The 20,223-nt window shown below is 71.6% G+C and carries 22 protein-coding genes; 14 read left to right on the top strand and 8 right to left on the bottom strand.

Features of this window, described 5'->3' with window-relative positions; all coding sequences use genetic code 11:
* Nucleotides 1-69 precede the first annotated feature (69 nt).
* On the bottom strand, nucleotides 70-987 hold the full coding sequence (locus ACH4PU_RS32005; protein ID WP_398280001.1) for a hypothetical protein: 918 nt from the start codon (nucleotides 985-987) through the stop codon (nucleotides 70-72).
* Nucleotides 988-1,293: 306 nt separating this feature from the next.
* Between ACH4PU_RS32005 and ACH4PU_RS32000 the strand changes: the two genes are divergently transcribed.
* On the top strand, nucleotides 1,294-1,599 hold the full coding sequence (locus ACH4PU_RS32000) for a hypothetical protein (RefSeq protein WP_398279998.1): 306 nt from the start codon (nucleotides 1,294-1,296) through the stop codon (nucleotides 1,597-1,599).
* 36 nt (nucleotides 1,600-1,635) lie between these two features.
* A complete protein-coding gene (locus ACH4PU_RS31995) occupies nucleotides 1,636-1,824 on the top strand; it encodes a hypothetical protein (RefSeq protein ID WP_398279995.1) in 189 nt (62 codons plus the stop codon).
* A gap of 137 nt (nucleotides 1,825-1,961) precedes the next feature.
* On the opposite strand, the gene ACH4PU_RS31990 is transcribed toward ACH4PU_RS31995, so the two are convergent.
* Complete coding sequence (locus ACH4PU_RS31990) at nucleotides 1,962-2,156, bottom strand: hypothetical protein (RefSeq protein WP_398280242.1); 195 nt, start codon at nucleotides 2,154-2,156, stop codon at nucleotides 1,962-1,964.
* A 240-nt stretch (nucleotides 2,157-2,396) separates the two neighbouring features.
* On the opposite strand from ACH4PU_RS31990, the gene ACH4PU_RS31985 reads away from it, so the two are divergent.
* Nucleotides 2,397-4,367 carry a zeta toxin family protein gene (locus tag ACH4PU_RS31985; protein ID WP_398279992.1) on the top strand — a complete coding sequence of 657 codons (1,971 nt, stop codon included), beginning with the start codon at nucleotides 2,397-2,399 and terminating at the stop codon, nucleotides 4,365-4,367.
* Here ACH4PU_RS31985 and ACH4PU_RS31980 read toward each other — a convergent pair.
* Entirely contained in the window at nucleotides 4,327-4,647 is a 321-nt protein-coding gene (locus ACH4PU_RS31980) for a hypothetical protein (RefSeq protein ID WP_398279989.1), read from the bottom strand. The two genes, ACH4PU_RS31985 and ACH4PU_RS31980, sit on opposite strands and share 41 nt — an antisense overlap.
* A gap of 140 nt (nucleotides 4,648-4,787) precedes the next feature.
* Between ACH4PU_RS31980 and ACH4PU_RS31975 the strand changes: the two genes are divergently transcribed.
* Nucleotides 4,788-7,466, top strand: a complete 2,679-nt coding sequence (locus ACH4PU_RS31975) for an ATP/GTP-binding protein (protein ID WP_398279986.1) — start codon at nucleotides 4,788-4,790, stop codon at nucleotides 7,464-7,466.
* Between the two features lie 93 nt (nucleotides 7,467-7,559).
* Nucleotides 7,560-7,706, top strand: a complete 147-nt coding sequence (locus ACH4PU_RS31970) for a hypothetical protein (RefSeq protein WP_398279983.1) — start codon at nucleotides 7,560-7,562, stop codon at nucleotides 7,704-7,706.
* 442 nt (nucleotides 7,707-8,148) lie between these two features.
* Here ACH4PU_RS31970 and ACH4PU_RS31965 read toward each other — a convergent pair whose 3' ends face one another.
* Together ACH4PU_RS31965 and ACH4PU_RS31960 are read right to left on the bottom strand one after the other, a co-directional pair.
* Nucleotides 8,149-8,715, bottom strand: a complete 567-nt coding sequence (locus ACH4PU_RS31965; protein WP_398279980.1) for a DUF6233 domain-containing protein — start codon at nucleotides 8,713-8,715, stop codon at nucleotides 8,149-8,151.
* 2 nt (nucleotides 8,716-8,717) lie between these two features.
* Nucleotides 8,718-9,071 (bottom strand): hypothetical protein, encoded by a 354-nt coding sequence (locus ACH4PU_RS31960; protein WP_398279977.1) that lies wholly within the window; start codon nucleotides 9,069-9,071, stop codon nucleotides 8,718-8,720.
* Nucleotides 9,072-9,190: 119 nt separating this feature from the next.
* On the opposite strand from ACH4PU_RS31960, the gene tap reads away from it, so the two are divergent.
* From tap to ACH4PU_RS31915, 9 genes are all read left to right on the top strand, one after another.
* Nucleotides 9,191-11,320 (top strand): telomere-associated protein Tap, encoded by a 2,130-nt coding sequence (gene tap / locus ACH4PU_RS31955; protein ID WP_398279974.1) that lies wholly within the window; start codon nucleotides 9,191-9,193, stop codon nucleotides 11,318-11,320.
* Between the two features lie 74 nt (nucleotides 11,321-11,394).
* A complete protein-coding gene (locus ACH4PU_RS31950) occupies nucleotides 11,395-11,778 on the top strand; it encodes a hypothetical protein (RefSeq protein ID WP_398279971.1) in 384 nt (127 codons plus the stop codon).
* Nucleotides 11,779-11,780: 2 nt separating this feature from the next.
* Nucleotides 11,781-12,341, top strand: coding sequence for a telomere-protecting terminal protein Tpg (tpg, locus tag ACH4PU_RS31945; RefSeq protein WP_398279968.1), 561 nt, complete (start codon nucleotides 11,781-11,783; stop codon nucleotides 12,339-12,341).
* Nucleotides 12,342-12,407: 66 nt separating this feature from the next.
* A complete protein-coding gene (locus ACH4PU_RS31940) occupies nucleotides 12,408-12,644 on the top strand; it encodes a hypothetical protein (protein WP_398279965.1) in 237 nt (78 codons plus the stop codon).
* The gene (locus tag ACH4PU_RS31935) at nucleotides 12,611-12,745 is read left to right on the top strand and encodes a hypothetical protein (RefSeq protein ID WP_398279962.1); all 135 of its coding nucleotides are present in this window, start codon (nucleotides 12,611-12,613) and stop codon (nucleotides 12,743-12,745) included. Before ACH4PU_RS31940 ends, ACH4PU_RS31935 begins: the two co-directional genes overlap by 34 nt.
* 605 nt (nucleotides 12,746-13,350) lie before the next feature.
* Complete coding sequence (locus ACH4PU_RS31930; RefSeq protein ID WP_398279959.1) at nucleotides 13,351-13,914, top strand: GntR family transcriptional regulator; 564 nt, start codon at nucleotides 13,351-13,353, stop codon at nucleotides 13,912-13,914.
* A gap of 283 nt (nucleotides 13,915-14,197) precedes the next feature.
* Nucleotides 14,198-15,445: a hypothetical protein gene (locus ACH4PU_RS31925; protein WP_398279956.1), complete on the top strand. Its 1,248-nt coding sequence runs from the start codon at nucleotides 14,198-14,200 to the stop codon at nucleotides 15,443-15,445.
* A 99-nt stretch (nucleotides 15,446-15,544) separates the two neighbouring features.
* The gene (locus ACH4PU_RS31920; RefSeq protein WP_398279953.1) at nucleotides 15,545-16,330 is read left to right on the top strand and encodes a hypothetical protein; all 786 of its coding nucleotides are present in this window, start codon (nucleotides 15,545-15,547) and stop codon (nucleotides 16,328-16,330) included.
* A gap of 526 nt (nucleotides 16,331-16,856) precedes the next feature.
* Nucleotides 16,857-17,123, top strand: a complete 267-nt coding sequence (locus ACH4PU_RS31915) for a GlsB/YeaQ/YmgE family stress response membrane protein (protein WP_058847068.1) — start codon at nucleotides 16,857-16,859, stop codon at nucleotides 17,121-17,123.
* Here ACH4PU_RS31915 and ACH4PU_RS31910 read toward each other — a convergent pair.
* From ACH4PU_RS31910 to ACH4PU_RS31900, 3 genes are all read right to left on the bottom strand, one after another.
* Complete coding sequence (locus ACH4PU_RS31910) at nucleotides 17,101-17,361, bottom strand: hypothetical protein (RefSeq protein WP_398279949.1); 261 nt, start codon at nucleotides 17,359-17,361, stop codon at nucleotides 17,101-17,103. The genes ACH4PU_RS31915 and ACH4PU_RS31910 overlap by 23 nt on opposite strands.
* Nucleotides 17,362-18,069: 708 nt before the next feature.
* A complete protein-coding gene (locus ACH4PU_RS31905) occupies nucleotides 18,070-18,543 on the bottom strand; it encodes a helix-turn-helix domain-containing protein (protein ID WP_224291230.1) in 474 nt (157 codons plus the stop codon).
* Nucleotides 18,540-19,097: a hypothetical protein gene (locus ACH4PU_RS31900; RefSeq protein WP_398279946.1), complete on the bottom strand. Its 558-nt coding sequence runs from the start codon at nucleotides 19,095-19,097 to the stop codon at nucleotides 18,540-18,542. Before ACH4PU_RS31900 ends, ACH4PU_RS31905 begins: the two co-directional genes overlap by 4 nt.
* Between the last annotated feature and the right edge of the window lie 1,126 nt (nucleotides 19,098-20,223).

The raw sequence follows: 20,223 nt of genomic DNA, 5'->3' as shown, positions 1-20,223 counted from the left end.
ATCCGGTGATCTCGGGCCGGCCCCTTTCCGCTCGGGCGATGCCGCCCAGTGTCTCGGGGGCCGACGGAGTCAGGTGAAGGCCGCCGCTCGGTTGGCTGCCTCGACCCGCCGGAGCCGGTCGGCGTCCATGGTGCGGCCCCACTTGACGTTTGAGTAGTACACGAGCAGACCGGTGGCCGGGTCCCGGAAGTCGACCATGCAGCCTCCGTGGGTGTGATCGCACAGGCACGTACATGTCTTTTCGAGGGCTTCCCAGCCGAGTCCGGTGGGTGCGTCGCCGAGAAGACGGATCAGGTCGGGGCACGGCGGGCCGTCGGTCGTCTCGAGGCGGAAGCTGCGGCCCATGCTCCACCAGGTGTCGGTGGCGTTGATGGATCCCGGGCCGGCGGTGGCCCGGATGCGGCGCAGCAGGGGGGAGAGGAGGTCGGGCGGCTCCATGCCGGAGGCCGACCAGGCGGCGTAGGCGGCGTGCTCGAGCGGTGCCCAGTCCGGTTCGTCGAACAGCGCGTAGCAGTTCTTCATGCTCGCGACGGCGCGCTCCCACCAGTGTGGGTGGAATCCGGTGAGCACGACGCGGGTCGGCAGCCCGGGGCGGTACAGGCGGATGCCGCCGCCCTCACGGCACCAGCGCAACCCGGGTACGCCGCTGACGCCGTCGCGTGGATCGGACAGGTCCTCCTCGACAGCGCGCGGCAGAAGGGCCTCGGCCCAGTGCCGGATGACGTAAGGCTCGCTCAGCAGCCGGAGCGTGAGCTGCTCTTCCTCAGGCCGCAGACGGACGATGCCCAGCGGGTGAGCGGACCGGCCGCCGATCTTGCAGACGCCGAGGAAGACCGCCGCCTCGAGCCGCGCCTGCTCCCGGTGCCGGGCGGCGGGGATGGTCAGCGGTTCGGTACGGCCGCCGAGAAGCGGGTGGAGCGCCTGGTGGGACTCGCCGGTGCTGCGCCGGCGGTCTTCGGTGGCGGCCAGGGCGGAGAGGCGGGGCATAGGGGTCACGGTTTCCGCGCCGAAACCGGCCCCCGGGCGGTCGGCGCTGGTCTGTGGTGCTGTTGCGATGCGTGAGCAGGTGATCTTCTGGCCGGTCCTGGGCGAGGGAGCTTCGGGGGCTTCCCTCCTCGCGCGGCCGGGCGTCACGGGCCCAGGAAGATCCAAAACCGGCGCAGTTCTCCGGGGCAAGTCGCCACGGCGAGGACGACTCCTTTCGGAGGACGGTCGTCTCCTCGTCCTGGCGGTGACCGTAGGCCGAACGGGCGGGCCGCGGCCCGGTGCGGGCGCGATATCGTGGAGGGCCTGATGACCACCGCACCTGATCTGGGGGAGCCCCGCGTGGCCGAGGATCGCATCACGCAGAACGAGATCGACTCGCTGACCCGCCGCGTCGAAGCGGTGGAGGACCGTGTCGAGGCGCTGCAGGTCCAAAACGGCGGCAACTTCGCGGCTGTCATCGAAGGCCAGGCCGCGCTGCGCCGCGAGGTTCGTGACGGGTTCACCAAGGTCAATGCCCGCTTCGATGCCTTCGAAGAGAAGATGGACCGGAACCAGGCACAGATCATCGAGCTGCTGTCGGCACTGGTCGGTAGGAACCCCAACGCCAGCTAATTAGTCGTGTCCGGCCAAGCCGAGATCTTGGACGCCTTGCGTGCGGCACAGGTCGCGCACGGTCAGGTGCTCGACGTCCGCGCCACGGTCCTTGAGGCGCAGGGCCGCACCCTGCAGTCCGTCGCCGAGCTGGTCGGCCAGCTCGCGGTGGGGCAGGTGTCCATGATTGAGCAGCTGACCCGGAGCGAGTACCGGCTCGGCGGAGGCGGCGCTCAGGAAGAGTGATCACCCCGGTGGCGGCCGGGGCCGCCGCCACATGTCGAAGGCTCGGATCGGTGGATCCGAGCCTTCCTTGTTTCGCCTGCCGGCTGTTCCGGATCGGGGGAGGGCGGCGAAGGGATCGGCCGGTGGCCGCCTGGAGGCTACTCGGCGGGGGTCGGAGCGTCTTCCGCTCTACGCTGGCGCCGCTTCTTGTCGACCCAGTCGTGCATCGCCTCGATGAGTGCGTCGGAGGGGGTGCGGCCCTCGGCCTCGGCAAGCGCTTCGAACTCCTCGCGCAGTGCTTTGGGGGGGCGGAAACCCATGACCTTGGTCTGCCCGGTGGCAGGTCGTCCCATCAACACCCCCTCGGTTTCCGTTTAACAGAATCTAGCATTCACCTGGGGTGACGAGTTGACAAGCGCTATCCGCTGACCCATTCTCGTTTAACAGAAACCGGATGTGAGCAGCGAGTTGATATTTCGCTCCGGTTCCGTGAGTCCCTGCCGGGACGAAGAAGCGGCCCCTCGCGGCCGGGCTGCGGCTGCTCCCGGCGAAGGACACCTGCCCCCGCACCGACCCGTCCGTGGAGGAAGTACGTGAGCTCGCCGCACCACCCCCGTCCGGCCTTACCAGCGCAGCCTCCAAGCTCGGACGCTGCCGCCTCGCCCGCCACGGATACGGCCGGCAGCCGGTGGGAGGAGCTCCTGGCCGGCACCGTCCTGCCCCATGCCCTGGACGGTGCTGTGGCCCAGCACGGGCCGGTGCGGCCGGTGGTGGTGTTCGTCGCGGGGCAGGCGGGCAGCGGCAAGACGCTGGTCGTCGACCTGGTGCACGCCGCTCTCGGGCGGCGGGGCGGCGCGGTGCGGGTGGACCGCGACGCTTACAAAGACGTGCACCCCTTCTACACGGCCTTTCTCGCCGAGGATGTGCGGACCGCTGGGGTGCGGGTGCGGCCGGAGACCTATCACTGGCAGGCCGCGGTCGAAGCACGGGTACGTGAGGGCCGCTACGACGCGGTGGTGGAGGCGCCACTGGCGCATCCCCAGGAGTTCGTGAACGGGATCGCCGCCTACCGGCAGGCCGGCTACCGCGTGGAGGTCGTGGCCCTGGCGGTGCCCGAGGCGGTCAGTCAGCTCGGCGTCCTGGACCGCTACCTGCGTCTGGCCGAGGAGGGCCGGGCCCGCTACGTCTCCTGGGACAATCACGACGCGTGCGCGGCCGCGCTGGTGGAGGTCCTGCGCATGGTGGAGGCCGGGCACCTGGCGGACCGGGTCTTCGTCGTCCGGCGCGCTGCCGATGCGCCGTTCGAGACCGTGTACGGCAACGTGCTCGGCCCCGAGGGGCGGTGGCTCCGTCCGGCGGGCGCGGCGGATGCGGTGCTCGCCGAGCGCCGGCGTCCGTGGGATGCCCGGGAGACGGGCCGGTTCCGTCGCCAGCTCGCGGACGCCGACCGGCGTCTTGCCGGTCCCGGCCTGTCGGAGGACTGGGGGCTGGCGGTGCGCCGCGACGCCGAGCGCACCGCCGCCTGGGCCGAGCCGGTGCGGCGTACCGCCCAGGTGCGCCAGGAAGCGCCCGGGGTCGACTACCACCGGCTGAGCGCCGAGGAACACCGTTGGATCTTCGATGAGCTGATCGTGCCGTCGCTGGGTCGCATCGCGCCGCAGGAGCGGCCGGTCGCGGTGTATGTGATGGGCCAGCCCGGCGCCGGCAAGACCAGTGCCGCGCGGATGGTCCGCCGCTCCCTGCGGGATCCGGTCCACATCAGGGGTGACGCGTTCAAGGCGTTCCACCCGGACTACCTGCAGTTGCTGCGTGAGGAGCCGCGCACGGCCTCCGCGCGGATCCGCGCCGACTACCGTGCCTGGCAGGCCCAGACGGAGGGGTACGTGCGTCAGCGGCGCGGGGATGTGGTTATCGAGATCACTCCGTCCAGCGTCGGCGCGTTCGTGGCGGGTGCGGCTTTGTACCGGCAGGCCGGCTACCGGGTGGAGCTGGTGGTCCTGGCGGTGCGCGCGGCGGATTCGCGGCAGGGCACCGCCGCCCGCTACGCGCAGGTGAGCCGGCTGGACGTGCCCGGGCGGTTCACCACCGCCGCCGGGCATAACGGGTGCTATGCGGTCCTGCCGGAGGTCGTGGCGTTGGCCGAGCAGCTGGCCATCGTGGACGCGGTGCTGGTGATGCGGCGCGACGCCCACCCGCTGTACCGCAACCACCAGACAGCACCGGGCCGGTGGGTGCGGCGGCCCGCCGCGGCGCTGGCCTTGGTCGCCGAACAGGGCCGCCCCTACACCTCCGTTGAGGCCGCGCGGTTCTGGGCCGTCCAGCGCCGGCTGCACCGGGCGATGCCGCAGTACCGCGACGACCTCGTGGCGATCGCCGCTCTCGCCTGCCCGCTGATGCCCGCCCAGCAGCCGCACCGGCTTCGCCCGCCCGCCCCTGTGGCCGCGCTGCCCGTGCCCGCCCAGGCCGCCGGGCGGCCCGGGACCACGGCGGGTGCCGGGCCGCCCGGCACGGTCACTGCCGCGACTACGCCTCGGGGCGGGCTTCGGTGCCTTCCAGCTCCTTGAGGCGGTCGGCGTAGGCGGCGGCGATCCGCGCGGTCTCCTCGGGCCCGGCGTCCTTCAGCCGCTGCTGGTCCGCCACGCACTCCTGCCGCCCGGCCATCAGCTCCTTCAGGCGTCGCTGGTCGCCGGAGCGCCGTGCCAGCAGCAGCTGCTGGGTGTACCAGGCGGCAACGGTGTCCAGGATCTGGTGCGCCCCTGCGCCGGCCCCGGCCGTGCTGTCGTCACCCGCGGCCGGCCCCGAGCGCGGATCGGGGGACGGGGAGGGCGCTGCGAAGTCGTGCATCGGAAGATCACTCCAGGGGTGTCGGGAGCCGAACAGTCAGAAAGATCATTTTCGGCGGTGGGCTGGAAAGGGGCCTGTGGGCCGTCACGGTACGCGGCGTAGATTGGGCCCGCAGGTGATCGCTTCTGGGGGGACATCACATGGCCGACCTTCGCGCGCTGTTCAGCTCCAACGACCCCGTGGGCGTGGGCAGCAGCGAGGCGTTCACCAACCGCCAGCGGCAGTGGGACGCCGTGGCCACCGCCATCGAGGAGCACCTGCGGCACATCGTCTCTCCCGGCTTCGACGTCGAGGACCTCGAAGCCCCCCGCGACCACGTGCTCGCCTTCCACGGAGTCGGAGGCATCGGCAAGTCCACCCTGCTACGCAAGCTGGAAGCCTCGCTCGCCGCGGCCGAGCAGCGGCCCGCGCAGTGGGGCGCCCCCGCCTGGGCGGGCGAGAAGATCCTGCCCGTGCGGATCGACCTGGCCCGCTCGGCGTCGACCGGGGCCGACTTCGAGCGCGTTGTGCTGACGATCCGGCTCGCCCTGGCCGCCGCCGTCGGCCGCCCCCTGCTCAGCTTCGACCTGGCGCTGCGCCGCTACTGGGAGGCCCAGCATCCAGGCGAGCCGCTGGAGGAGTACATCAAGCGCACCGGCCTGGCCGGCCGTTTCGGGCGGATGCTGCCTCAGCAGATCCAGGGCGCGGTGAGCGAGGCGATCGGCGCCCTGGAGCTGCCGGGCCTGGTCGGCTCGGCCGCCGGACAGCTCACCACCGCGCTCGTGGGCGCCTTGCGCGAGCGCCGGGCGAAGGCGCGGGCCCTGGCCGGCTGCGCCCGCACCGCCGCCCTGCTCGAGGCCGAGCCCGACCTGGAGGCGCTCTCCTTCTACCCGCACCTGCTGGCGTGGGAGATCAGCCGCCTGCCCGCGAAGAAGGCGGTCGTGCCGGTCATCCTGCTGGACACCTTCGAGGACACCGGCGACCGCCACCGGGATGCCGAGCGGATGCTGCAGCGCCTGGTGTGGCTCATGCCGAACTGCTTCTTCATCATCGGCGGCCGCAACCGCCTGCCGTGGGCCGATCCCGCGCTGCAGGGCCAGCTCGACTACACCGGCCCCGCCGCCTGGCCGGGCCTGGCCCCCCAGGCGGGGCAGAGCGCGGCGGCCCTGGCCGCCGGCGGCCCCCGCCAGCACCTGATCGGCGACTTCTCCGAGCAGGACTGCGACACCTACCTCGCCCAGCGCCTCACCCACGACGGCCACCCGCTGATCGGCCCGGAGATCCGCGCCGTCATCACCCAGCGCTCGCACGGCCTGCCGCTCCACCTGGACCTGGCCGTCGCCCGCTTCCTGGACATCCGCCGCACCGGCCGCACCCCCGCCCCCGCCGACTTCGACCACACCTTCCCGGCCCTGATCGCCCGCACCCTGTCCGACCTCACCGCCGACGAGCGCCACGTCCTGCGCAGCGCCAGCCTGCTGGACGCCTTCGACCTGGACCTGGCCACCCACGCCGCCGGCCTGGCCCACCAGAGCGCCGCCCGCCGCCTCATCGACCGGCCGATGATCACCGAAGACCCGTTCGCGATCTGGCCCTACCACCTCCACGGCGCCATCCGCAGCGCGCTACGCGCCGCCGACGACCACACCGAGGACCGCTGGACCCCCGCCGACTGGCACCGGGCGGCCGAACGCGCCCTCGCCGCCCTCGGCCGCCAATGGCAGACCGCCCACACACGCATCCCCGGCCGCGCCCTGCTGGTCGCGTGCCTGCGCCAGGGCCTGCGCCTGGCCCGCGACCACGACCTCGGCGACCTCACCTGGCTCACCGACGCCGCCTTCGCCTACATAGAGGACTCCGTCTGGGAGCCCCTCGCCCCACCCACCCCGGCATCCGGCACCGGCCCGGACACACCCGCCGACGCCCTGGCCGAACTCCTCGCCGCCATCGCCCGCCGCCAGCACGAGCACCGCGAACGGACCGCCGAGCGCCTCACCACCGTCCTGACCACCGGCCTGCTGCCGGCCGCTCTCACCGAACTCGCCCTGTACTACCGGGCCAAAGCACACAAAGACCTCGGCCGCACCGACGACGCCGCCCACGGCATGCGCCAGGTCGCCGACGCTGCGGGCCGGCTCGCCCCGCGCGCCCGCCGCGGCCTGGCCACCCTCGCCCGCATCCGCGGCGACTTCCCCACCGCCCTCGCAGCCGTCCCCGCCCTGGGCTGGGAAGGCCGCCACCACCGCGTCCTGGGCCACATCCACCTGCCCCACGGCACCATCGACCGCGCCGTCGCCGCCTTCACCGCCGCCCGCGCCGAAGCCGAGCACCACAACGCCGCCGGCGAGCGGGCCATCGCCCAGACCCTCCTCGCCCTGGCCTGGTCCTTCGCCGACCCCGCCCGCGCCGACGACGAACTCACCCTCGCCCACCAGCTCCTCGAGCCGCTCGACCAGCGCGCCACCACCCTCTACGCCGGCATCGCCGCCCTCCTCCGCGACGCCGGCACCCACCACGACGTCACCGCCCGCGCCACCGTGCTGCACGCCGAGATCACCACCAGCGGACTCGCCGGGTACGCCCCGCTCCTGGAGACCGCCCTCGCCTTCCACCACGCCGTCCGCGACGCACACGACGACCTGACAGCCACCATCAACCACCTGCGCGAGATGACCGCGAACGGCGATTACGCCTACTACCTCCCCATCGCAGCCGCCATGGGCAACCTCCCCCAGCCCCCCGGGCCCGCCATCGCATGGCTCGACGACGAACACACTGTCCGTGCCCGCTGGCGCGCCCTGGTCACCGCCCGCCAACACCACCTGCACGGCGGACGGTGACCGTGCGTTGGCCCGACCACCACTCTCGGCCAGCGCAGAGCACACATCAGGCCGTCTTCCGCACTCCTGACGTGCCGCGGCGCCAGTTACGTGATGATCTGCGACACCGTCCTCGTCCTGGAGCTCACCGTGGAGGTCCCGCTCGTGTCTGACCGGCCCAGCCTCGCCGACGACCCTGACCTCACCCACCTGATCGACTTGATCGACATGCTGCCGCACCCGGAGGTCTCGGATTTCTGAGGCGCAGGAGAGCACAGCATCGGAAGCAAGTTCGCGTACCGGCTCGAGTCCATCCTCAGCGGCCAAGGGCAGGGAGCGGACGTCGACTACCTCGCGGTCTACGTGCTCAAGTACCTCGGACGGGACAACCAGCACATCTCGCAGGAGCAGATCACGCGTCATCTGCGAGGCGTGGGCGGCCTGCCCGCCGCAGGGCATGCGTGGGTGGAGGATGCCACCCGCACCGCATGGGCACTGGTCGCCCGCTACAGTCTTCCCCGCTGGCGCGGCTACCGAGCCACCCCTGGTCAGAGGTGGCTGGAAAGTTGAGGAACCCCATGGGGGCTCCTTCCGCTGAAGCCGAACACCCGAGGTGAATCCCGGCGCCCTCGCTGAGTGCGCCGAGAGCCTCCGCAGGCCGCCGCCTGGCCTAAGACTCTCGGCCCCCCGCTGGCCCGCGAGGTCACCGTCCGGCGCTTCGCCCGGCGGCTGCGCCGTCACCGGTGACGGTGGTGCCGGGCGGGTACCGAAGCTCGTTGAGCCGCTCGGCACCGCACACCTCGCACGGCTCCGCACCTTCGAACAGAGCTCGGCGGGCATCATCCAGGGTGAGGGCGGGCTCGCGGTCGCCGAACCAGCAGTCCTCGTAGTGCAGGATCCTCCGGCGTTTTTGGCCGACGGGAGTCGGCATGGGCTGCAGACTCCAGCGCCCGGTGAGCTCGGCGGCCAGCCGGTCCCGCGGCGGCGGGCCGGGGCGCCGTGTCGGTACACAGGAGTAGTCGGCGCCCTCGATCGGCGTGACCAGCCGGGCCGGCACCGTGAAGACGGTCTCGACCGGTTCGGCCGCCATCTTCCCGCCCGACAGTCGCACCTCGGCCCACAAGGCGAACCGTAGTTCGCACCACCACTCCCCGCCGGGCTGCTGGATCCGGGCGAGGAACTCCGCGGCGACCACCTGGCCGTCGGGGAGTTCAACGCGAACCGACGGCGCGGGACCGTCGAGGGCGCGGGCGGAGGAGCGGGTATCCATGACTACGCGGCCGCGGCGTCGGCGGCCGGCGTCTCCACGTGCTTGAGCCGCATCCGGGCCTCGACGACCTTCCCGGCCCCCACCGTCTTCCAGAAGGCGTGCGTACCGACCTGGATCGACAGTTCCAGGGCGCGGGCCCGCAGGGCAGCGACCGCGCTCTTCTGCTCCTCGGTCCAGCCGCTCGTCGCTGGGCGCTGGGACGGGTACCAGTGCCCCTCCGGCCGTTCCCACCCTTCGGCCGGTTCGACGGACCAGGGCAGTGTCTTGCCCAGTGCGCGGAGTTCGGCATGGACCTGGTGCAGCTCGCGCTGTGCGTCCCGGAGATCTTCGGGGAAGTTGAAGTCGTTCTCAGCCATCGTGACTGAAATCGTACCTCTGTTCGAGCCCGTCCAACGGGATCGCATCCGATCGGGTTAAAAAATGGGTTAAGCAAAAGGGTAAGCCCTGCTAGGGTGGAGTCCGAGAGGAGACCCGCATGGCCACCGAGGAAGAGCTGTTCGCGTCCGTTGATGCGCTGCTGGCCGAGGAGCCGCAGCTCCCGCCCCCCGCAGAGCGCGCCCGGCTGCGCGAAGCTGCCGGCATCACCCAGGCCCGTCTCGCGCTCGCACTGAAAACGTCGACGCAGACGGTGAAGAACTGGGAGAACGGCCGTTCCGAGCCGAAAGAGCCGCGGCTGTCGGCGTACCAGCGGCTGCTGAAGGGCTGGGCGGCGAAGCACCCCGCGCACAGCGCCCCCGCCGCGCCCGCCCCGGCCTCCGCGCCGCAGCCGGAGGTTCCGCAGACGTTCACCGCACCGGCCGCGCCCGACGTCGAGGCTGCTGCACCGACGGTGTCCCCCACCACCCCAGCTATCTCTGTTGGCTCCGAGCGCCCGGCGCCCAGCCGCCCGCCTTCTTCGCGGCGCCCGGCCGCGAAGAAGGCGGCGAAGCCCGCGCTGGACCCGCGGTTCCCGCACGGCCCGCTCGCCGTGCTAGACGGTGACGGCTCCGCGTACGGCGTCGACGGCATCGTGCTCGACTGCCCGGCGACCACGATCCCCGAGCTGGTGGAGTGGACGCTGCGCGAGTCCGGCCTCGGTGCGCCGAAGCTCAACCGGAACGGCAAGGACGCCGACCCGCTGATCGTCCTCACGGCGGCGGCCGCGGTGAAGCTCGGGCTGCCCGAGCGCCTGGAGGGCCACGAACAGCGCCGCTCCCTGCGCCTGCCGGAGGACCACCCGGTCGTCAAGCAGGTCGCGAAGGCCAAGTGGCAGCTCACCCAGCGCGGTTTCGGCCCGTGGGCGCGGATCTACCGCAAGGCGCAGCAGGGCCGCGAGCGGCAGTGCGTGCAGCTGGCGATCCTGTCGTGGGACGCCCTCGATGAGCGGTCCTGGCCCGGCGTTGCCGAGATGGAGCCGGCCGACATTGCCCGCGTCCTCGGCGTCTACGCCCAGCGGGTCATCACCCCGCGCGGCTCCACCGCCGTCTCCGGGCTGGAGCTGATGACGGCGCTGCGCCCGCCGACGAAGCCGGAGCGCGACGCGGAGACCGGCAACTGGATCTCGGGCCATAACCCTGGCAGCTTGGGGACGGAGCCGATGGACCCGGCGCCGCCGGAGGCCACCCCGGAGCACCCCGTCGTGGTTCAGTCCGGCTGGACCGGCGGGTTCCTCAACGAGGAGGCGTACCAGTGGGTGCGGTCGGTGGACTCGCTCAGCGATCAGGAGTGCCTGCTGCCCTTCGCGGTCGGCCTGGACCTCAACACCGCGTTCCTCGCCGCCGCGGCCCGCCTGGTCGTCGGCCTGTCCGCTCCCGACCACTTCCACGCCCCGAAGTTCAACCCGAAGATCCCCGGCTCTTGGCTGGTTGACCTGTCTCACATCGAGCTGGACCCGCGCCTGCCCTCGCCGTTCACCCCGGACGGCAGCCGGCCGACGGGCCCGGCCTGGTACCAGACGCACACCGTCGCCTACGCCCAGGAGCTCGGCTACGACGTGCACCCGATCGAGGCGTACCTGCGCCGCGAGACCGGCGCGTACCTGGACCCGTGGCACGACCGGCTCAAGACCGCCTACGTCGACACCCTCGCCGACCTCGGCGTCACCAAGGACCTGGACGACCACGCCTTCCTCGCCGCGATGGAGCAGCACAAGCAGGTCGACCCGGCTCTGGCCGCCGTCCTCGCGGCCATCAAGGCCACGGTGAAGGGTGGCGTCGGCAAGCTCCGCGAGCGCCCGCAGGGCAAGCACTACAAGGAGGGCGAGCGGTGGCCGGCCCTGGAGCGGCCGACCTGGCGCCCCGACATCCGGGCCGCCGTCATCAGCAAGGCCCGGGTCAACATGCACCGCAAGCTCAACAACATGGCGAAGATGACCGGGCTGTTCCCGCTCGCCGTGCTCTCCGACTGCGTCGTCTACCCCTCGCCGGGCGCTAGCCCGCTGGACTTCCTCCCCTACGCGGCGTCCGGCAAGCCGCAGCCGGGCGGCTTCCGCCTCGGCCCGACGCCGGGCCTGGCGAAGCTGGAGGGCGTCCAGGAGATGGCCTGGGCCGTGGACCTGATGGAGAAGGGCCTCAACCCCGCCCGCCACATCAAGGGCGGCGACGCCGTCCTCGACGACGGCGAGTAAGACCGCGGCCACCAGCACCGCCTCGCCGCCGCGCCCCCCCACGACACCGTCTCGACGACGAAGGAGTCGCACTCGTGACCACCGACACGGCCCCGCGCTGGCCCGTGCCCACCGCCCCGCCCTCCCATGACCCCCTCCTGTTCGCCCGGGCGATGCGGGACATGCGCCTGACCTGGCGGGCCCGCGGCGTCCTGGCCGAGCTCGCCACCGGCTACGACCCGGGACAGGGGCCCACGGTGAGCGAGCTGGTCTCCCTCACCCGCAAGGAGCGCCTGGCCGCCGAGGGCCGCGAGGCTTTCGGCAAGGCGGTCGGCGAACTGCGCAGCCTCGGCTACCTCGTCCCCGACGCCAGCACGGCCTCCGGTGTGGGCGAGCGCCTGGTCGTGGACCTCTCCCCGGCCGCCGATGCCCACCTCGTCCTCCCCTACGGCCACAGCCCGTTCACGGACGGGAGCTGACCGTGGCCGGGGAGATCGAGGACGCCATCGAGCGGGCCGACCGGGAGTCGTTCACCAAGGAGCCGCCCAAGACCCTCAAGGGCCAGATCGGGTTCCTGCTCAAGCAGTTCGGCAGCGCGAAGGCCGTGGCGGCGGAGCTCGGGGTAACCGCCGACTCCGTCAACCGCTACCGGCGCGGCGCCCGCAAGCACGCCCGTGCCGACGTCGCCGCGAAGATCGACGACGCCGTACGGCAGCGGTGGCAGCCGCTGGTGCGCAAGCGCCGGCAGAAGAAGGCCGCCACCACGGGCGGGATCACGGTGGAGACGAGGGCCCGGTTCGGCTACACCGCGCCGGTCGGCACGACCGACGACGGCCGGTTCCGCAGGCTCACCGTGCACCTCCCCCCGGAGTACGCACAGCGCCTCTTCGACGCCCGAGACGCGGGGGCCAGCGACCAGCAGATGCGCGGAATCATCGCCGAAGGGTTCAAAGAAGTGTATTTCCAGGACGGCGGCGGCCGCGCTATGGGACTGTCGGACGTGGAAATCAACGACATTGATTACCTCGATCTGGATTACTGACTAGGAGCGAAAAGCGGGCCCACCGAAAATCCGCCCATCGACCGCGACAAGAGCCACCTGACCGCCGTGGACGAAGGGGCCGTGCGCCTGGCCGACGTCCTGGAGGCCCACCCGGGCACCAGCGACGTCACCGACGCCGGTGTCCAGGGCGACATCGTCTTCACCGCGGCCGGGGGCACCTGGGTGCTCAACTTCCAGTCCGGCCCCGACGGCGAGGTCTTCCAGAACCCGAGCGGCGCCCCGGCCCCGGCCGACGGCCCCGCGCCGCCGTGCTGCGCGACGTCGTCGTCCCCGCGCTCCTGACCCACCCCGCCTACCAGGCCGCCACCGCCGACGGCGACACCCTCACGGTCCACCTGGCCACCGGCCGCCACTACACCCTGGCCCTCAACCCTGCCGCCTGACTCCGGGCGGCACACCACGGGCCGGGCCCCGGCATCGCAACTGCCGGGGCCCGGCCCTCGTGCCGCCCGCTCACCCCGTAGGAGGGATCTGCCTATGACCGCATCCACGGCGATCCGGCGCGCGTACGGTGAGGGGAGGACCCGCCGGGAGGACCAGATGAGCGCGCAGCCCGACCACGCACCCGTCACGCCGTACGCCCCCGCGCCCGGGGCGCCGGCCGAACTCCTCGCCCAGGGGCTTCCGGCAGTGGAACACCGACGACTCCGAAGGCGAGGACGTCCGGCACGCCTCCGTCGGCCAGCTCTCCCTCACTTACTGGGTGAACCGGCCCCTGCGACGCCTGTCCGTCCTCACCATCACCTGGCTCGGATAACCACCGTGACAACGCCCTGACCCCGGCATCGCAACTGCCGGGGTCAGGGCGTTTCCGATCGTAGCCACGGCCGTATCCACCAGGAGTCACCCGGGCGGCAACGCGTATCCATCCATATCCACCGCGCGCAGGCCCGGTCCTGGCAAACCCCGGCAAGTTCGTGGCGCCCGCGCCGCGCCGCCCACCACGCTGGTCCCCGGCATCGGATCACCGGGGAACAGGGGCGCAGGCATGACGACGGCGGACCACGTGGTGGCAGGCGACGACGACGTCCAGGCGGTACGCCGCTGGGTGCGGCTCTCGTGCACCGAGCCGGGCACCCATCTGCCCGCGCTGGCCGAGATCGCGGCGGACCTCCGGCTGTCGACGACCGCGGTCCGCTCCGCGCTGGAACAGCTCGCCACCGAAGGGATGGTGACCCTCTACGACGGCTACCGGCTGTACAGCGTCGGCACGACGACGCCGACCGAGCGCGCCTACCGGCTGCTGCGCACCGCGATCCACCGCAGCTACGAGCCCGGCGAGCGGTTCATGACCCGCTACGACATCAGCCAGCGATTCAACATCGGCGGCAAGGAGGCCGCGGCCGCCGTACGCCAGCTGATCGCCGAAGGGCTGCTCACCGGGCCGCGCGGGCAGTACGTCAACGCCTTCAGCCCCCAGCAGCAGCGCCGGCGCGTGAAGCAGCTGCGCGAGCGCGCCAGCCAGCTGCGCCGCGAGGCCCTCGAACTGATGAGGACGGCGCGGGAGATCGAGAAGGAGCTCCCCGCCGGCGGCGACGCCCAGGAGCCGTAGCCGCTCGGGCTCCGGGACAGGTGTCACGCACCTGGTGTCACGCCGACCCGGGCCTGAGGTCTGTGAGCCACACATCCTGTTTCCCCAGGTGAACAGGGTGAGTAGTGAGGTTGTGAGGCACCTCGCCAACAGCGCACGGCCACCCTGTCGGAGGAACGGTTCCGTGTGGGTGACAGGCGGCTACCTCGTATGGGTGACGCGTTGTCAGTGCCCGTTCGTACCGTCCGGCTGTGACGACTCCCACCGCCTGCGGGCGGTGCCTCCTCAAGGTGGTGACCTTCGGATGAGCCTCACCTCCGGACTGCACAGTCCCCGTACTCCACTGCGCCGGTTCCTGGACCGCGAACTGTCAGCCGGCCCCAAGCGGCTGCGCGAGTCCTTCCGCGCCCAGCACCGCACCGACACCCTGCTCCTGCCGCCGCCCGGAGTCGGCACCGAGGTCGGCACCGTGGGCACGGCCATCGACCAGCGGCTGCGGCTGGCGTTCACCACAGCCACGCCCGTGGACCTCGCCACGGAGATCGGGATCGACCTCACCGGCGGCATCGGCCAGGGAACGGGCCTGCGGATGCGCGCGGTCGGAAACGAGCTCGCCGCGCGTCTGACCGAGACCGTGCACCGCCTCGATCTCGACAACCGGGCGTTGTCGATGGACCGCGCCCACGACGAAGAGGAGGACCTCGCCCGCATGCTCCTCGTCGCCGCCTGGTACCAGGTGATGGCGCGCAACCCGTTCGGGTTCACCTACACCCCCCTGTTCCTCACCGCCCTCGAGGATCCCAGCGACTTCACCCTCGACCGGCTCCTGCAGCTCCCCAACCGGGACATGGTCAACGACGTCGTCCACCAGCTCTACCTCGCCGCCACCGGCCCCCTGGAAGCACTGCGTGCCCGCACACGACCCCAGGACTGCATCGGCGGGCCCACGTTTCCAGGCGTCAACATCACCGCCGACGCGGACCTCGTAGTCGACGGCCTGCTGCTCGACTTCAAGAGCACCAAACACCCCTTCGCACGGGGACTGCCCAAGCAGACCGCGGACCAGCTGATCGGCTACCTGCTCCTCGACACCGCCGACCGCTACCGCATCGACACGCTGGGCCTCTACCTCACCCGCTCCGGCGTTCTCGCCAGCTGGCCGGTGGAGGAGTACCTGGACCTGCTCGGAGCCTGCCGCCGCGAGATCCCCGCCTTCCGGGCCGCGTTCACCGAGCTGCTCGAAGGCTGCACCGCCGACGTCGAGCCGTACGAGCGGGAGGAGGAAGACCGCGTCCGTGAGCTCCTGCTGCAGCGCCTTGCGCCCGTCGCCGGCCCGGGCCACTGCCTGGTGTGCACCCAGCCCTGCCCTGCGTCCGGACGCCGGCCCCGGGAGGTCTGTTCACCCTGGTGCCGCGGCCGCGTCAAGGTCCTGCGCAACAGGGGTCTGCTGCCCGGCGGCCCGGACGTGTCGCTCCCGCGGCCGCGCAAGCAGCTCCTGGACCTGCCCGACGACGCGGAGATTGTGAGTCTCACAGCTCGTTTTCCCAGGTAGACGCGCTGAGCTGTGAGGTTGTGAGGCTGTGAGGCGTAGCTCGCGGCCCTTGCTTCCGCGCCCCTGGTCGGGTCCGCCGGAGGGGAGGACGATGGAGGCATGGACGGGCCCGACCACGACCAACGCGACGTCGCTGAACCGGCGCGGCCGCCGCTCAGCGCGGCGCAGGCCCGGGAGGTGACAGCCGGACTACGTGAGGCGATGGACGACGTCCGGCGCTCCGTGGCGGTGCTCGCCGCCCGGGTCCGCGACGCGCACGCCGCCCGCGTGTGGGCGACGCTCGGCTACGGCTCGTGGGAGTCGTACTGCCAGGCGGAGTTCGGCATCAGCCGCGCGCAGGCGTACCGGCTCCTGGACGTCGCCCGCTCCCTGGCCGCGATCCACGGCGCCGTCGCGGCCAGCACCGATTCGTCTCGCACGCAAGACACCGGCCCGGCCGCCGCGGCCGCGCTCGACTACGGCTTGTCCCAGCGGGCCCTGATCGCCGTCTCCAGCCGCACGGGCGACGTCATGGAGCTGATCAGCCGGCGCCTCGCCATGCTCGCCCACAGCGGCCTCCAGGCCCTCGACGAGGCCACCGTGCGCGCGGTGATCCGCCAAGCCGTCCGCGACGTCCGCACCGCACCGCCCCCGGCGCCCGTCGAGGCGCCGGCGAATCCCGCGCTCGCCGCGCTGCGCCGCGTCGTCGACGACCTCGTCAACAGCACCCACCAGGTCGGGGAGCTGATGCTCGAAATCGCCCCCGCATACCTGTCCGACACGGCCGCGGCCGACGTCCTCGCCCCGCTGTGCGAAGCGATCGGCGAAGACCTCGAGCACGGACTCGCCGCCCGCCGCTACGCGATCTCCGGCGACCGCCGCGCCCTGCACGGGATCGTTCTGTGACCGCTGCTCCTCGCCTGCTGCTGTGAGGCTCACACCCTGTTTTCCCAGGTGGGCGGGGTGCGCTGTGAGGCTGTGAGGTGTGAGACGAGGACCTGCGGCGCTGCTCCTGGTCGTGCTGCATACGGCTGTCTGCAGCGGCTGCTGCTCGGGAGAAGTCCGGGTGTGCTGCTCCTCGCCGGCGTGCTGCTCGTAGTCCTGTTGGTTGCCGGGGGGCAGCACCGGGGTGTAGCGGGTGCCGCGCAGCATTTGCATGGGTTCAGGCGGGACAAGGCTGCTGCTCGTGCAGCAGTCCGGCTCCGTCGGGGCAGCGGCACGGTCATCGCCCGGGTGTAGCGGTCGGCCGGCGGGTCGGGTGCCGGGTGGGCCAGAAGGCGGGAACGGGACCTTGGCCCCGTGTGAAGTGATCGCGAACGGATATCCGTGTGTCGCCGGCCGTCCACGCGGAGCGACCGGCGGGCAGCCTCGGTGGAACCCCCGCCGGGCCCCCACAACACAACAGCACACCTACAGCAAAGGGACGCACACCGTGGGCATCATCGCCTGGATTCTCATCGGCCTCATCGCGGGCGCCATCGCCAAGGCACTCACGCCGGGCAAGGACCCGGGCGGCTGCCTCGTCACGATGCTCATCGGCATCGTCGGCGGTCTGCTCGGCGGCTGGCTCGGCAAGGTGATCTTCGGCGTGCACTCCATCAACGGCTTCTTCCACCTCTCGACGTGGATTGCCGCGATCGTCGGCTCGGTGATCGTGCTCCTGCTGTACCGCCTCTTCACTGGGCAGCGTTCGCGCTGACCGCGACCGGCGCTCCGCGTCCGTCCGTGACCAGCAGCACGGCACCGAACCGGCGCGGCCGCCGCTCACTGCGGCCGGCGCCCGGGAGATGATGGCCGGGCTGCGCGAGGGGATAGACGATGTCCGGCGCTCCGCGGCGGTCCTCGCTGCCCGGGTCCGCGACGCGCACGCCGCCCGCGTCCGGCTCCCTCCTCTGGAACGGCAGCTGGGAGTCGTACTGCGCCGCGGAGTTCGGCATCAACCGCGCCCAGGCGTACCGGCTCCTCGATGTCGCCCGTGCGCTCGCCGCGATCCACGGCGCGGTTGCCGCCGACCCCGAGACGTCTCGCACGCGAGACACCGACCCGGGCGCCGTGGCCGCGCTCGACTACGGCCTGTCTCAGCGGGCCCTGATCGCCGTCTCCGCCCGTTCCGGCGACGTCGCGCAGCTGATCACCCGCCGGCTCACCGCGCTCGCCTACAGCGGCCTTCAGGCCCTCGATGACCCCACGGTGCGCGCCGTGGTCCGCCAGGCCGTCCGCGACGTCCGCACCGCGCCGCCCCCGGCGCCCGTCGAGGCGCCGGTGGACCCCGCCATCGCCGCGCTGCGCGCCGTCGTCGACGACCTGGCCGCGCGCTCGCACCAGCTCGGAGAGCTGATGCTCGAAGTCGCCCCCGCGCACCTGTCCGACACCGAGGCCGCCGACGTCCTGGCGCATCGGGGTCTGCTGCCCGACGGGTTCCAGGGGGCAGCGCAGCATTTGCCTGGGTCAGGCGGGGCACGGGTGCTGCTCGTGCAGCAGGCCAAAAGATCTATGCAGCGGCTGCATGCAGCACGACGCGGGGCAGCGCGCCTTCGGGAGGGCGAGCGGGCCGGCCATCGTGCTGCAACGCGGCGGCCAGGAACGACGACGGCGCCTTCCCGGTGGGGTGGGCGCCGTGGCGGTGGCCGGGCAGGAGTCGCGGATCACCCGGCCAGTCGCAGGGCCGGCGGTGCGTCGGGCAGCGGGGCGTCCTCGCCCCCGTCGGGGTCCGGGTCGAAGTCTGTCCCGATGCGGGCGTCGCGGGCGCGCGGCGGGCGGATGTCGCCAGTCGGGAAGTTCAGCGGCCACACGAACGTGTCGGGGGCCTTGAGGTGGTTGACCATGTGGCTTAGCGACTCGTAGCCGGCCAGCAGCGGGTGGATGAGGACCTCGCCGCGGCGCTGCCGCTCGCTGATGATGCCCTTGTCCCGCAGCTGGCTGATGGCCCGGGAGACCACGGACTGGGTCAGCCCGAGGCGCTCGGCTAGCTCCTGCTGGCGGATCTTGACCAGGCCGCCGGGCTCCTGACGGGAAGTGAGCACGTCGAAGACGTCACGGGCCGTGGGGGACAGGCAGGCGTTCGGCAGGACCTCGAAGATCTCCGGGTTGTGGAAACCAGGAATGGAAGCGGAGCTCATCGCGTGGCCTCGTTCCTCACAGTCGGAATGGTGATCTCGTGATCGACCAGGGTCTTCTTGAGCGACTTCACCAGGCGCAGCTGCTTGTCGCTGCCCCACCGGTAAGCGTAGAGCGGGTTGAGGCGGTACATCCCTCGCTGTTCTCGCCACGTGAAGTTGTGGTGGCTCAGCTGACTGACGGCACGGGAGATCTTCGACTGGGAGCAGCCGTACTTCTTCGCCAGACCGCTCTGGGTCATCTCCACCAGGCCCTGCTGGTCGTGGTGCGTCTTGAGGTAGTCCAGGACGTTCCGCGACATCGTGCTCAGGTCGAACTTCCACAAGTTGTCCTCGATCACCTGGGACACGCTCAGGTGCCCCTTGCCGTAGAAGACGTACGGCTTGACCGGGTCCTTCGTCGTGAAGGTGCCGCCCCGCTTGGCCAGCCTGTCCAGGCTCTTCACCAGCTGCTGGGCCGACTCGATGCCGTTGACGGCATCGGCGGGCGGCGGAGCGGGAGCCAGCCGCGGCGTGGTCGCCGGCGCCTCCACGGTGCGCCTCAAGGGCTGGGCCACGGGCTCTCCTCCATGATCGTCGGGGGCTGCATAACATAGCAGATCTGCGATGTTATGCAGGCGATGTATGCACGCGGCGGGCGTGTCCCTGGACAGGAACGATCTATTCACCTACGTGCATCCAACTCACCTCACTCGGGCGCGATCCATTCACTCAAGCTGCATATATCTCGCGCGTTTTCGCAGGTCAGAGGCTCGCGCCTATCTGATCTTTAGAGGCGCGCCCCCACAGCCGGTGCCACGCCCCTCCACCCACTGCGTGCAACGGCGAGGGCTCGCGGCCAGGTGGGGAAGGCCGCGGATCCATCCGCCGGCGGCCCGCCAACTGCTGCGCGTCGCCCCCCGGATGTGGCTGAGGCGGCTTCGCGTGCGGCTCCGTGGGACCGATGCGGACCGTAGGCGGCACCAGCGGAGCTGCGTCTCGGGTGGTACCGGCCGTGACGTTCAAAAGCACGGAAGCGTGGCCGGTGCCGGTGGGGGGTTCCGCCGCCCGGCCTAGCGGCCGATCGGCTCAGGTACCTCCGCTTGCTGAATTCCACCTCTCGCATATCGGGCTTCCGTTCTGTGGCTAAGGTATTCAGGGCCGCACAATTCTGAATTCTTCCGGGAGTTTTCGAGTCGGCCCAGGGGTGGCGCGCCCAGGATCCAAACACTACACAGGGCGCACCCGTGATGCATCACCCTCGATGCGCGTTCGCTCTCCCGGGTGATGCGTCGTCGGATTCCGCACGACGATTGCGGGTTGCCGTGTATGCTGGCCGAGTATTAGTGACCGTGAGCGGGCCGGTGTCAAGGGTGGGGGTGGGGTTCGGGTGGAGCGCAGCGGAGCCCGTCACTACGGTGAGGTCAGCACTCGATCAGGCCGACGGCCCGTCAACTTCGTTGCGGGGGTGGTGGCTGGGTTTCCCAAGCCCTACACAGGCCCGCGCGCGATGCACCTCCCCTCATAGCCAGCTCGGGCGACCGCGCTTGCGCGGTCGCCTCCAATTCGCGCTTGCGCGAATTGCATTCCGTTCAGAATTCCGCTTGCGGAATTCCATTCCGGCGCTTGCGCCGGAATCCGAATTGCGCTTGCGCAATTCGCGCTCTATGCCCCGGCTTGCCGGGGCATGTCCCGCTCCGCGGG

Source organism: Streptomyces sp. NPDC021100 (genome assembly GCF_044333095.1).
Lineage (GTDB): Bacteria > Actinomycetota > Actinomycetes > Streptomycetales > Streptomycetaceae > Streptomyces.
This window is presented reverse-complemented; position numbering and strand designations above follow the sequence as displayed.